The sequence below is a fragment of the Tenacibaculum sp. XPcli2-G genome, from assembly GCF_024124505.1.
GTDB classification, from domain to species: Bacteria; Bacteroidota; Bacteroidia; order Flavobacteriales; family Flavobacteriaceae; genus Polaribacter; species Polaribacter mesophilus.
The window spans coordinates 1-14,541 of record NZ_JAMXSH010000008.1 but is presented as its reverse complement, the minus strand read 5'-3'; the positions used below and the strand labels follow the sequence as shown (position 1 = coordinate 14,541).

Sequence of the window (14,541 nt, the reverse complement as noted above, 5' to 3'; positions counted from 1 at the left end):
AATAGTTTGGTTATTTTTTCTCTTTTGATTTAAAATTTATCAATCCTTTTTTCTTTGGTTTTAAGGTATCTTTTTTTACTTCTTTCTTCTTTTCTTTTTTATTTAACCCTAATTTTTTCCCCAAGTCACGTAAATTATTAAAGTTAACTTGATAAGAAATCCCTACTCCTTGTGTATATCCTTCTTCTTCTGTGGAATATTGCACTTCATTTTGGCGATTAAATACTGTACCTCTTAAATTACCTTCTTCATTTAAAAGGACCTCTACTTTTACTTCTCCCACTACACTGGTTTGTGTATTAGCTCCAACAGGAACTCCTACTTTACCATTAACCAATACTCTATCACTTAATTGCGTTGATACAGATACATCTACTTGATCGTCTGAATTAAGGTTGTCTACATCTCCTCTATCTCCTTGTGTATATCCTACTCCTAACTGAAATTTATTTCCATCGCTATTTAACATATTTGTCAAAATTCCTGAAGCTATTTCTGAAGCTGTTCCTGTAATTCCTGAACTTGCACTACTTCCAATAGCATCTGGATTATAAAATGTACCGAAGGCTAACAAAAATGAAAAGTGCTGCATTTTAGTGTTTAAGTCATTCTCATTTAAAATAAATTCTAACTCAGAACTTACTGTTGAGTTTGCATTTGGTATTTTAATATCAAACTCTTGTTTTGAACTAAATAGACCTCCTGTAATTTTGGTGTATAAATCAATTGGAATCTTACGATTTGAATTAATGTTATCTAATAACTGTGCTGGGTTTGCTTTGGTTCTATATACTGCTGTTATATCTAAATCGGCTTCATAAGGATCTCCATTCCAAGAAATAGTTCCTCCTTTTTGTACAATAAAGGGTTTTGTTATTCCTGCATACTTAAAATTATAAAAACCATTATCTACCGTAAAGTCTCCAAACATATTAAACTTACCTCGTGTATCAATATCAATTCTAAGGTTTCCTTCTCCACTTCCTTTTAACTCACTTCCTGAAACTTTATCTATTACAACTTGTGCTACAGCATCTTTTGTTACGGCTAGATTAAGTCTTAAGTCAAGACCTTTAATATCTCCAATAACTTTTCCTTTAGTTCCTTCTTCTTCTTCTCCTGTTTTAAATCTAATTAACTTGTAATTATCAATTGTTTTAACATCACTTAATGGAATTACAAATAAAGTTCCTTTGTTTGTTTTTCCGTTAACCTCAATATCTAAAAAGCTAGTAAGCCCTCTAATTTTAGCTTCTCCATTTAAAAAACCTGTTCCATAATACTGAGATTCTTCAGTTTCTTGTGTGTCTAAAATCAGTAAATTTTGTGTATTGATATCAAAATTTAAAAACCAATCTTTAAAGTTTTGATGTACAATACTCCCAGATAAACCTCCTTGTGTAAGATACTTTGTATCCTCTAAGATTATGTCTTTTAGTATAAATTCTTGTTTGTCTAAAACAACACTTGTATTTCCTTTAAGATCAAAATCTACATTTAAATACGGAAAAGCTAATCCTGCATTTTCAAAATTTAAAACTCCTTTAAAATCAGGATTTCTTAAATAACCTGTTGCTGTAAAATCTCCTGTTACTTTTCCTCTTAGTTTAGACAATACATCTTCTCCTAATGGACTGAAAGCAGCAATATCATATTCTTTCAAGTAAATATCTAAATCTATAATTGGCCTATCCTTTGAAAAATCAATTCCACCAGTAGCAGATATGTTTTTTGCATTTTTATTTTCTAGAGATAGATTAACATTGTATTTTTCATAAGAATTATCTCCCGTAACATTTAACGCCAAATTTCCTTGCGAATAATTATTAATGTCAAAATTCTCTATGTATAAATTACCAACTGGAGCTATCGTTTCATTTTCTTGTTTAAATGCTAATTGTCCATTTAATTTACCATCTAATTTTAAACTATCGATAGGGGGTAAAAAGCTAGCTAATTTAACTTTATTAAAATCTGCTTGAAAATCTTTGTAAGTACTATCTCTTAAAACTCCTTTGAAATCGATTCTTTGTTCTCCCGATTTCAAAATAAATGGGCTGATTGTAAATTCATCTTTTTGTAAATCAAATGTTACTTTGTTATTTTTATCATCATTTGGATTTACTTCCCAATCAAACCCCTTGTAATATAGCTTCGATTTTTGAATTCCTACTACAGATTTTTGAAGTTCATTGATTGTATAGAAAAAATCTAAACTAAAACTTTCTTCATAATTTTTTCCTCCTTTAAAAACAGACTTAAAGAATAGCGTATCATTTTTGGTACGGTTTAACAAGTTTAATTTCTCAATGTTATAATATTTTGTATTCACCTTATTTGCAGTTAAGTGAGTACTATAAAGCGGGTTTTTATTATCTAATCTTAACACCACTCCTTCTATTATATTTTTATACGCGTTTATTTCTGGAGACTCAAACGTTAGTTTTAATGAGTTTTTATCTGAATTAATACGTCCTTTTAATCGTGTATTCTTTCCTATAGAAATATTTGGTGAAAAAACATCTATAATTTGATTATAAATTGTAAAGTCAAAATCTAAAAACTGGTTTGGCGCTACTTCATGCGGACGATAGTTTGTATACACACTACCTAAAGCATTTTGAGTGATAGGTAACAACTCTTCGAAAGAAAATTTACCTTTAAGAGATCCTTTTACAATATCTGATGAATTTACTTCAATAGTTTTTATACTATCTTTTACTGATGAATTTACCTCAAAGCTCTTGAATGGGTAACTTTGTTTTTGATTTGTGTAGATTAAGTTTTTAAACGTTGCTTTACCAATAATATCATCAAATGTATTTCCTGAAATATTTAAATTAATATTCCCTTTTAATTCAGAAATACTATCACGGGTAAACAAATTTGTCTTTTTTAAATCAATTCTATCAACATCAGCGATAAAATCAAATTTGTTAATCTCTGATGAAAAATCTGCTAGTCCTTCAAATTTCAACTTAAAGTTATCATCATCCGCATTAAGTAAACCGTCAAACTTTTTATTTTGAAACTGTCCATTTACTTGTAAGTTTTTGTATTCATACTCATTAAAGAATAAACTACTTACTTTTCCTATTATTATGGTGTTTACATTATCTACATTAAACCCACTCCCATTAACATCCGCTTTTAATGAAACAGTTCCTAATACAGGATCATTAGCAAAGACTCCAAGATCAAAATTTTTAAACTCTACCTCTCCTGTATACTCAGATTTATCAATATTATCAATATTGGTTAATTGAAGATCAGAAATTGCGGTTCCAATTTCTGATTTTACTGATACTGTAGCATCCATTTGTTGTGGAGTTACTCTTACTATTCCATTCAAAGTAAAATTTCCTAGTCTTTGAAATTCTGTTGGCAATGTTCTTCCTAATAAATTTGGTAGTACATTTCTTAGTTGATAATAATTTGCTGTAAGATTGTCTAAGTTCGCATCAAATACAAAACCCCTACTAGTTTTAACTGCGTTAACAAACCCCATGTCTCCAATAATTCTCATACCTCCTTTTGAGTGTACTCTTACATTACTAGCACTAAAATTATTCAAAACACCATCAATATCTCCACTTATATAAAGAAAATCGTGTCCGCCAATTTCACTATATAGTTTGTTTAAATCTCTTACAGAGACTACACTTTCTTGAAATTTAGCCTTTATCCTAACTTTATCATTAAAGTTTACAAAATCTTTTCGATTATAGGTAAATTTAACTTCTGCTTGCAATTTTGTGTCATTGTCTGTTGCTAAAATTGTATTACTAAAATCCATAAAGGATTTTGTATATGTAAAATCGGTAGCTAGGTTTGATACATTTACTCCCCTGTTTTCAGTAAAGTACATGTTTCTTATTTTCATAGAAACATCAGGGCCTATAATAGAAAAATCATCTAATTCGGCTCCTGCTTTATACGCTGCAAATTCAAGAGGGTCTTGTTTATTTTCATCCATTAACTTAAAAGTTAAATCATCTAAAGAAATTTTATCACTTTTAAGAACAAACGGTGCAGCTAAACTATCTTTAGGTTTTCCGTCTTCAAAACTATCTATAAAAATAGACATGTTATCATTCTTTTCACCTTTATATGTTTTCATATAAAAATGAACGCCACTTAAAGAAGCTTCTCCTAAATCTACTTGATTTTCTAATATACGTTTAGCATTTTGTAAAGAAGTAGTTAGATTATTCACAAATATTAAAGTGTCTTTGTGGTGGTCTCTAATCTCAATTTCTTTTAACTGGACACTTCCCAACCAAGACAAATCAATTTTTTTTACAACTATATTAGTATTAAATTCTTTATTCACCCAATTAGTTGCTTGTTTAGCAAGTTGACTTTGCACAAAAGGGAGAGATAGTAAAATAAAAAGCAAGAGTAAAAAAAGTACTGTATACTTTAGTATTTTACCTATTATGTTTCCTAATCTTTTAATAACTTCCTTTATTTATAATCTTATTTAACAAAAGTAATCAGCAAACAGCAAAAATGCTGCCTTATTTTAAAGAAATGTTTTTTTTAACTAAAATCTAACGTAATATCAATATTTTTGTCCTCTAAATCAGAAAAGATTTGAGTGCAAAAAACATCTATATTTTAGGTATTGAGAGCTCTTGTGATGATACAAGTGCTTCAATAATTTGTAACGGAAAGGTATTAAGTAATATCGTAGCAAACCAAGAAGTACATGCTAAATATGGTGGTGTAGTTCCTGAATTAGCGTCAAGAGCACATCAACAAAACATTGTTCCTGTTGTGCAACAAGCTATTGAACAAGCTGGTATAACTAAAAACGATTTAAATGCAATTGCTTTTACTCGTGGCCCAGGGTTAATGGGCTCATTACTGGTTGGTACTTCTTTTGCTAAGTCTTTAGCCTTAGGGTTAAACATTCCTTTGATAGATGTTAACCATATGCAGGCACATATTTTAGCTCATTTTATTGATGAAGAAGGAAGTAGAATACCTCCTTTTCCATTCGTTTGTTTAACAATTAGCGGTGGACACACGCAAATTGTAAAAATTACCAATCATTTTGAAATGGAAATTTTAGGTGAAACAATTGACGATGCTGTTGGGGAAGCTTTTGATAAATCTGCTAAAATTTTAGGTCTGCCTTATCCAGGTGGACCTTTAATTGATAAATATGCGCAATTAGGAAACCCTAAAGCTTTTAAATTTACCAAGCCTAAAGTTGGTGACTTAGAATTTAGTTTTAGCGGATTAAAAACTGGAATCTTATACTTTATTCAAAAAAACGTAAAAGAAAACCCCAATTTCATCAAAGAAAACCTTAATGACATCTGTGCTTCTATTCAATACACTATTATTGAAATTTTGATGGATAAGCTTAAAAATACTATAAAACAAACTGGTATTAAGCACATAGCTATTGCTGGTGGTGTTTCTGCTAACTCAGAAATACGAAAACGTTTAATTTTAGCTGAAAAACATTGGGGATGGACAACATATATTCCAAAGTTTGAGTATACCACTGATAATGCTGCTATGATTGCCATTGCAGGGTATTTAAAATATTTAAACAACGATTATTCAGATATTTCTGTAACAGCTAAAGCTCGTTTAAAAGTTACAGAGTAAACCTTTTTCAAACTAGAATGACTAATTTTAAAAATAGAATCTTATTTAGTTTTACATATTATTTTCTATGGGTAGTATACTTTTTACTTGCCCGTCTTTTATTTTTAATATATTATTTTGATAAAACCTCTGAATTAAGTTTTATCACTACGCTAAAAACATTCGTGTATGGTATTCAATTAGATTTTTCTTTTGCTGCATACTTGGCTGCTATTCCTTTTCTAATTATTTTGCTATCAATATGGATTCCTAGAAGAATTATTGGTTATATTATTAAAGGGTATACTTTCCCTATTCTTTTAGTTATTAACTTGTTTATGTTAACGGATATTTCCTTGTATAAATTCTGGGGAGTTCGTATAGATGTTACTGTCTTAAATTACATTAATACTCCTAAAGCAATGTTGGCTTCTGTAAGTACTTTACAATTAGTTGGCGGACTTTTTGCTTGGGGATTACTTTCGGTAATTACTATTTACTGTTTTAATAAGATATTGAACAAAGTTCTTAAAAAGTTGAATAAGAAGCATTTTTTAGAAGCTCCTATATTTTTATTATTAATTGCTAGCTTAATAATTCCTATACGAGGTGGTTTTGCCAACATTCCTATTAATCAAAGTAACGTATACTTCTCTAAAAATATGTTTGCAAATCATGCTGCGGTAAATTTTATCTGGAACTTTGCTAATACAATTACTCATAAAACCGACGGCAAAAACCCGTATGTTCACTATAAAAAAGATATTGCTAAAAACATCATCAACAAAACTAAAAATCAGCTTTTAACAGCTAATACAGATTCTATCTTAAATACTAAAAAACCAAATGTCATTTTACTTATTTGGGAAAGTCTCTCTGCTAAAGCAGTTGGTGCATTAGGAGGTGAACCTGATGTTACTATAAACCTAAACAAACTAGCTAAAGAAGGTATTTTGTTTACTAATTTCTATGGAAATGGAGACAGGACAGATAAAGGGGTTCCTGCTATTTTAAGTGGCTATTATCCTCAGCCTACAAAAAGCATCATGAAAATTCCATACAAAGCAAGAAAGCTACCTATACTCACCAAAGAGATGAAAAAATTAGGGTACAATACTAGTTTTTATTATGGTGGGGATAGTAATTTTGGGAATATGATTACCTATTTACGTAATGGTCAAATAGATAAAATTGTTGATGGAACTGAATTTGACAAAGAAAACTGGAATTCGAAATGGGGAGCGCATGATCACATCTTTTTAGACCGATTTATGAAAGATTTATCTTCTCCTACCCTTAAAGAACCTTTTTTTGAAGTAGCTTTAACATTAACCAGTCACGAACCTTACGAGTTCCCTGGTGAATATAAATTTGGTAAAGGTTCTGTAGAAAATTTATACAGAAGTGCACAAGCATATACAGACAAAGCTATAGGTAAGTTTATTCACAAAGCTAAAAAACAACCTTGGTGGAATAACACTTTGGTTATTATTTTATCTGACCATGGACATCCATTACCTAAACACAAAGGTTATTTTAACTCCCCTAAAAGATTTCAAATTCCTATGGTTTGGTTAGGTGGTGCTCTCAACAAAACAGGTATTACTGTTAATAATTTTAGCGCTCAAAGTGATTTAGCATATACTTTAACTGACATATTAGGAGGTAATCCAGAAAAATTTCAGTTTGGAAAAAATATTTTTAATAATTCTGAAAATCAATATGCACATTATGTGTTTAATAAAGGATTTGGTACAGTTTCTAAAAACGGAACCTTTGTATACGATTATGTAAGCAAAAAACCTGTAATACAAGAAGGTAGTTATCAACATTTAGATTCTTTAGGAAGAGCTATTAGTCAAAACGCTTATCAAGATTTTTTAGATAAATAAAAGTTAATCTTTCATTAAGAGAGAAACTGTTAAAATCCATTTCATTACTTTTACCCTATGAAATGGATTTTATCGTTATTTTTACTTGCCGCTTTAAGCATTCAGTCTCAAAAATTACCTGAAGGTTTTACATATATAAAAGAAGTGTCTCCTACAATACAAGTGGAATTAAGATATTGTCATACTAACAACTTTATGGGGGTCCCTGTTAATGGATATGAAGAAAATATTCTTATAGCTACCACCCCTACTGCTAAAGCTTTAAAAAAAGTCCAAAATGAGTTAGCAAATCAAAAATTAGGTTTAAAAATTTATGATGCTTACCGTCCTCAAACAGCAGTAAATCATTTTGTAAAATGGGCTCGAGTAATGAATGATACATTAATGAAACAACAATACTATCCTGAGGTTAATAAACGTCATTTATTTAAAAAGGGATATATTTCTTCAAAATCTGGTCATTCAAGAGGAAGCACTGTAGATTTAACAATTATACGCCTAGAAACAGGCGAAGAGTTAGATATGGGAAGTCCGTATGACTTTTTTGGAGTTTCATCTCATATCACCTATGAAAAACTTACTAAACAACAAAAAAAGAACAGACAACTATTACAAACTGTAATGCGTAAACATGGTTTTAGACCTTACAGTAAAGAATGGTGGCATTTTACCCTAAGAGGAGAACCTTTCCCTAAAACCTTTTTTGATTTTCCTGTAAAATAACTAGTTTTAATCCTTTATTTTAAAATCACTTAAAAATCGGCATTATATTTGCTTAGATTTATTTACAATGATGAAAATAATACCAACACTTGTAATCATTTTTTTATGTAGCGTTACATCCAATGTTCTTGCACAAATGGATGGTTCTGTTAATGGTAAAAAAAAGGGAAATTCTGCTTTTGGTGTTATAACTGCACCTGTTAAAGAAGTAAAAAAACCTAAAGCGTTAGATTTTGACAATAACAATGGATTTAAAACTGCACATAAAGAACAACAAAAAGAACTTCAAAAAAAACAAGCTCAAAGAGATTTAGAAAATAAAGGAATCTTAACTAAAGCTAAAATTGCAGAAGAACAATACTTAAAATCATTCAAACAAATAAATGGAATGTATCAATATCCTGTTATTGATCAGGATTTAGGGAGTTTTAGTACTAAATCAAAAAGTGTTAACATTATTTGTAGGGATTATCAATATCCTGACGGAGATAAGGTTACCATCTATATAAATGATGTACCTGTTGTTAGCAACCTTATACTAAGACAACGCTATCAGTCCTTTAATATTCCTCTAGATAAAGGAATCAACACTATAAAAATTGTAGCTTTAAACCAAGGTACCTCTGGTCCAAACACAGCCGCATTTAAAATTTATAACGATGCAGGTATGTTAATTTCATCTAATGAGTGGAATTTAGCTACAGGTGCTAAAGCCACTATAATTGTAGCTAAAGAACAATAATTACACCTTTACACTTCTCCAAAAACCTTTCTTCAACTTTTAGTAATAACTTTTTTTAAATTACTAAAAACTACTTATTTTTGTAGCTACGTTTTGTAATAAGTAAAGCAAACAAACATTTAAATAAACAACTAAGTATATAATGAAGAAAATCACCAAAGAAACCTATATCAATTGGTATAGAGACATGCTATTTTGGAGAAAATTCGAAGATAAGCTAGCTGCAGTTTACATTCAACAAAAAGTAAGAGGTTTTTTACACTTATACAACGGTCAAGAGGCTGTTTTAGCCGGTTCATTACATGCAATGGATTTGACTAAAGATAAAATGATTACTGCTTATCGTAATCACGTTCAACCAATTGGTATGGGTGAAGATCCAAAACGTGTTATGGCAGAGTTATATGGTAAAGCTACAGGTACTTCTCATGGTATGGGAGGTTCTATGCACATCTTCTCTAAAGAATACCGTTTCTATGGTGGTCACGGAATTGTAGGAGGACAAATTCCATTAGGTGCTGGTATCGCTTTTGGAGATAAATACAAAGGTAGCGATGCTGTTACTTTATGTTATTTTGGTGATGGAGCTGCACGTCAAGGTTCTTTACATGAAACTTTTAACATGGCTATGAACTGGAAATTACCAGTAGTATTTATTGTAGAAAATAATGGATATGCTATGGGAACTTCTGTCGAAAGAACTGCAAACCATACTGATATATGGAAATTAGGCTTAGGTTATGAAATGCCTTGTGGACCTGTTGATGGAATGAACCCTATCAAAGTAGCTGAAGCTGTAGATGAAGCTATTCAAAGAGCTCGTCGTGGTGATGGTCCTACTTTCTTAGAAATGAAAACATACCGATATAGAGGTCACTCTATGTCAGATGCTCAACATTATCGTACAAAAGACGAAGTTGAAGAGTATAAAAAAATAGATCCTATCACTCAAGTTTTAGATGTCATCAAAGAAAAAGAGTACGCTACAGAAGATGAGATCAAAGCAATTGATAAAGAAGTAAAAGATATGGTTAAGGAATGTGAAAAATTCGCAGAAGATTCTCCATATCCAGAGCTTAATCAATTATATGATATGGTATATGAACAAGAAGATTATCCATTTATAAAATCTAAGTAAACTATGGCTACAATTATAAACATGCCTCGCTTAAGCGATACAATGGAAGAAGGAGTGGTAGCTTCTTGGTTAAAAAAAGTAGGTGATAAAGTTGAAGAAGGTGATATTTTAGCTGAAATCGAAACTGATAAAGCTACAATGGAATTCGAGTCTTTCCATGAAGGAACTTTATTACATATCGGAGTTCAAGAAGGCGAAACAGCTCCTGTTGATAGTTTATTAGCTATTATTGGTGAAGAAGGAGAAGATTTTTCAGCATTATTAAATGGAAACACTTCCGCTTCTGCTGAAACAAAATCAGAAGAACCTAAAACTGAAGAGCCCAAAGCAACATCTACAAATACTGCTATTCCTGAAGGAGTAAAAATGGTAACCATGCCTCGTTTAAGTGATACAATGACTGAAGGTACCGTTGCTTCTTGGTTAAAAAAAGTAGGTGATAAAGTTGAAGAAGGTGATATTTTAGCTGAAATTGAAACTGATAAAGCTACAATGGAGTTCGAATCTTTCAATGAAGGTACTTTGTTACATATCGGTGTTCAAGAAGGTGAAAGTGCTCCTGTAGATAGTTTATTAGCTATCATTGGTGAAGCTGGTACTGATGTTTCATCATTAGTAGAAGCTCATAAAGCAGGTACTTTAAATAACAACTCTTCTGAAAAACAAGAAGAAGCTCCTAAAGCAATTGAAGAAAATAAAACAGAAACAGTAACTACTCCAGTAGAAACTGCATCAAATAATAAAGGTGGACGTATTTTTGCTTCCCCTTTAGCTAAGAAAATTGCTAAAGACAAAGGAATTAATTTAGCAGATATTAAAGGTTCTGGAGAAAATGGTCGTATCATCAAAAAAGATGTTGAAAACTATAGTCCAGCTGCTAAAGTTGAAGCTCCTTTAGCTACAAGTACAGCTACAACTCCATCAGCAGTAACTAATTTTACTACTGCAGCAGGTGAATCTATAGAGGAAGTTAAAAATTCTCAAATGCGTAAAGCTATTGCTAAAGCACTAGCTAATTCTAAATTCTCCGCTCCTCATTTCTACTTAAACATAGAGGTAGATATGGACAATGCTATTGAATCTAGAAAGATTATTAATCAGATGCCAGAAACAAAAGTATCTTTTAATGATATGGTGGTTAAAGCTTCTGCTATGGCATTAAGAAGACACCCTCAAGTTAATACTACTTGGAATGATGATGTAACAATATACAATAAACATATAAATATAGGTGTAGCCGTTGCTGTACCTGAAGGTTTAGTTGTACCTGTTCTTCGTAATACAGATTACATGAATATCAATCAAATAGATATTGAAGTTCGTCAATTAGCGTCAAAAGCTAGAAATAAAAAACTAACTCCTAACGAAATGCAAGGAAGTACGTTTACGGTATCTAACTTAGGAATGTTTGGTATTGAAAGCTTTACTTCAATTATCAATCAACCTAATTCTGCTATTTTATCGGTAGGTGCAATTGTACAAAAACCAGTAGTGAAAAACGGAGAAATAGTGGTTGGAAACACTATGAAGTTAACCTTAGCATGTGACCACAGAACGGTTGACGGTGCTGTTGGAGCTCAGTTTTTACAAACCTTAAAAACTTATTTAGAGAATCCAGTTACAATGTTAGCTTAATATTCAATAAATTATAAATAAAAAACTCACCTTTGGTGAGTTTTTTTTATGAAATCAAATCTACTTTATTTGGAGTTAATAATATTAATTACCTCTCTTACCAATTTAGGTACCGACGCTGGATTTTGACCAGTTACTAACCTTCCATCCACTTCTACATGTTCATCTGCTACATCTGAAAAAAAGAACTTTCCTCCATGATCTTCAACTGTTTTTCTTATTAAAAAAGAAAAACTTTTAAAATATTCTTTTTCTTTCTTTTCATGATCTTCAGAAAACCCATTTACTCGCTTGTTTTTTACCACATACTCACCGTCACTTTTCTTTAGAAAAACAATTCCAGCAGTACCATGACACACTGCACTGATAACACCTTCTTGCTTTTCATAAATATCCATAGCTATTTTTTGTATTTCCTTATTCTTAGGTACATTAAACATAGCACTTCCACCTCCCACATAATAAATTGCTTTATAGCTAGACGAATGAACTTCTGTTGTTTTTTTAGTCGTTTTTAAAGCATAGATAAAGTCATTATCATACAAGTATTTTTTCTTATTCTTTTCAGATGTATCCACATATTTTAAAGGAATTGCACCTCCTTTTGGACTAATAATATCTATATTAAACGCAGCTTCCGTAAACATTTTATAAGCCAATACTATTTCATCAAAACTATTTCCTGTTGGTATATTAGTACCTACATAATAATCTGTATTAGAAACCACAAATAAGATTTTATTTCCTGTCTCATAAGAAGCTTCTCTAGTTGCGGTTTTACTTATAATTTTCCAATTATTCGCAAACTTCTTCAGTAAAAAAAGATCTACAAACCTCCATTTACGATTAGGTATTAAGATTTCAACTTTTGCCGTAGCAATATCATTCGTTATATCAACTGAAATGATCTCTCCTGTCCTACCATTAAACTCTCCCTTTTTGTTTGATGAAAAAAAATTTGAATATTCTTCAGTACTAAACTGTTTAAAGCCATCTTTTCCTGTTAAATAAAATGTTACATATTTGTAAAAAGAGTTTTTAAGAGTATTCATTTTATTAAAAGAACTTCCTTCAATATAATTATTAAGCGTCTGTTCAATCAATTCTTTATCAGAATGAGGTAGATTAACATCTGGACGATTTAAACTTTTATAAAACAAACGGTCGTCAGACATAAAACTCTTGCCGTAGTTAATTACTTTCTGTTGTTTACTTCCATAAATACTAACTAGAAGTTTCCCTTTAGTATCTTCTTTTTCTTGTGAAAAACTAAACAGAAAAAAGAAAGACACTACTGCTGTACATATAAATTTCATTTTAAAAGGTTTTTAATTTGAATTCAAACCTCTTAAAACAATCTTCCTTTTTAATGATGTCCTATAATTTAGGCGTCCTAAATTATAATTCTGTACTAAAAACCTTATAAAAACTGCTTTTGATATTGAGCTGGAGTTTGCCCAACAACCTTTTTAAAGGTAGCATAAAAGTTTGATTTTGAAGAAAAACCAGCTTCAAAACCAATATTTTCTAAAGTAATTTTATGATTCTCTTTCAATAGTTTCTTCGCCTCCTCAATTCTGTACTCATTCAAGAATGTTGCAAAGCTTTTTCCAAGGTTATCATTTAGAAATTGCGATAATTTATGAGAAGACACTACTATTTTAACTGAAATATCAGACAGTTTTATAGCTGTATTTTTATACAACTCTTCTTCTTTCATTAAAGCATCTAATTGAAATTTTAAAGAATCAGCTTCTTTACTTTCAATCTTTTTTGCAGAGTATTTTTCTGGTAAATCTTTAAAAATAGACTCTCTATTTTTCTTTGAAAGGAAAAGTAGTATTAATCCATAAAAAACTATTGAAAAAGTAACAGTTCCTATAAAGTAAAAGTAACCGACTATATAGGCTAAATAAATTAGTAAACTACTTATATAAAAAGCTAATAACCATATTTCAGAAGTGTTACAACTTACATTAGAAAACACCTTTCTAAAAATATCTTTTAAAATAAATACTGATAATACTATATAAACACCCCAAACAAAATAAATAAACTTAACAAAATATGCGTTCCAAAAAAGAATATTACTTGAGTAAGGCTTTATAACACCAACAATAATTACTACTAGAAATAATAAAAGAAAATGAAGTATCCATTTTAATGGAATCACCTTCTTTTTAAATACAGATGCTTTTAAGTAAAAGTATAGCGAAACACCTATTAAAAAACAAGCTGATAAACCTATTTGTATGAGCAATAAATTTCTTTCTTCTTTGGGGGTAAATATTGTATAAACTGATTTGCCTATTCTAATGGTAACAAAGAAAACTAACAATCCCAATATAAAGTTAGATACTCTCTTTGTTTTATCTAGCAATAAAAAATAAATGCTAACTAAAAAACCATTAAAAACCCCTAAAGAACAAATAAAAAATAAACTTCGTTATGTAAACTCATTTCGTATTTCTAAAACGTAAATATTAAAAAACAAATTTCAATGTACAAATCTTATTTAGTATAATTACTTCTTTTATAATTATAAAAATAACGGGAAAAGGATTAAAAACTACGCGGTAGGCATTTCTATAGTGACATCTTCTTTAGTGAAGATTCAATAAGGTGAGTTGATTCAGTATAACGTGCTTTTACTACAATAATACCCTCGAAAATAAAGATCAAAAAAAAACCTCAATCTTTAAAAGATTGAGGTTTGATAAAGAAAGGCAACGACCTACTCTCCCACCATTGGCAGTACCATCGGCGCTAATGGGCTTAACTTCTCTGTTCGGAATGGTAAGAGGTGA

The 14,541-nt window shown here is 30.4% G+C and carries 9 protein-coding genes and 1 rRNA gene; 6 read left to right on the top strand and 4 right to left on the bottom strand.

All coding sequences use genetic code 11. The features are described from left to right. Positions 1-10 precede the first annotated feature (10 nt). Positions 11-4,369 (bottom strand): translocation/assembly module TamB domain-containing protein, encoded by a 4,359-nt coding sequence (locus NH341_RS14660; protein ID WP_253057373.1) that lies wholly within the window; start codon positions 4,367-4,369, stop codon positions 11-13. Positions 4,370-4,596: 227 nt separating this feature from the next. On the opposite strand from NH341_RS14660, the gene tsaD reads away from it, so the two are divergent. From tsaD to NH341_RS14630, 6 genes are all read left to right on the top strand, one after another. Then, a complete protein-coding gene (gene tsaD, locus NH341_RS14655) occupies positions 4,597-5,625 on the top strand; it encodes a tRNA (adenosine(37)-N6)-threonylcarbamoyltransferase complex transferase subunit TsaD (protein WP_239180373.1) in 1,029 nt (342 codons plus the stop codon). A gap of 17 nt (positions 5,626-5,642) precedes the next feature. Further along, entirely contained in the window at positions 5,643-7,496 is a 1,854-nt protein-coding gene (locus NH341_RS14650; protein WP_253057371.1) for an LTA synthase family protein, read from the top strand. A gap of 57 nt (positions 7,497-7,553) precedes the next feature. Then, entirely contained in the window at positions 7,554-8,219 is a 666-nt protein-coding gene (locus NH341_RS14645) for a M15 family metallopeptidase (RefSeq protein WP_253057369.1), read from the top strand. 67 nt (positions 8,220-8,286) lie between these two features. Further along, positions 8,287-8,961, top strand: coding sequence for a hypothetical protein (locus NH341_RS14640; RefSeq protein WP_231128425.1), 675 nt, complete (start codon positions 8,287-8,289; stop codon positions 8,959-8,961). A gap of 142 nt (positions 8,962-9,103) precedes the next feature. Continuing rightward, on the top strand, positions 9,104-10,099 hold the full coding sequence (pdhA, locus tag NH341_RS14635) for a pyruvate dehydrogenase (acetyl-transferring) E1 component subunit alpha (RefSeq protein ID WP_047790615.1): 996 nt from the start codon (positions 9,104-9,106) through the stop codon (positions 10,097-10,099). A gap of 3 nt (positions 10,100-10,102) precedes the next feature. Beyond that, positions 10,103-11,734 (top strand): pyruvate dehydrogenase complex dihydrolipoamide acetyltransferase, encoded by a 1,632-nt coding sequence (locus tag NH341_RS14630; RefSeq protein WP_253057367.1) that lies wholly within the window; start codon positions 10,103-10,105, stop codon positions 11,732-11,734. 65 nt (positions 11,735-11,799) lie between these two features. On the opposite strand, the gene NH341_RS14625 is transcribed toward NH341_RS14630, so the two are convergent. The 3 genes from NH341_RS14625 to rrf all read right to left on the bottom strand — a co-directional run. Then, positions 11,800-13,050 carry a nuclear transport factor 2 family protein gene (locus tag NH341_RS14625; RefSeq protein ID WP_253057365.1) on the bottom strand — a complete coding sequence of 417 codons (1,251 nt, stop codon included), beginning with the start codon at positions 13,048-13,050 and terminating at the stop codon, positions 11,800-11,802. Between the two features lie 104 nt (positions 13,051-13,154). Continuing rightward, positions 13,155-13,994, bottom strand: coding sequence for an AraC family transcriptional regulator (locus NH341_RS14620; protein WP_253057364.1), 840 nt, complete (start codon positions 13,992-13,994; stop codon positions 13,155-13,157). Positions 13,995-14,455: 461 nt separating this feature from the next. Next, positions 14,456-14,541 (bottom strand): 5S ribosomal RNA (gene rrf / locus NH341_RS14615); the annotation flags it as partial.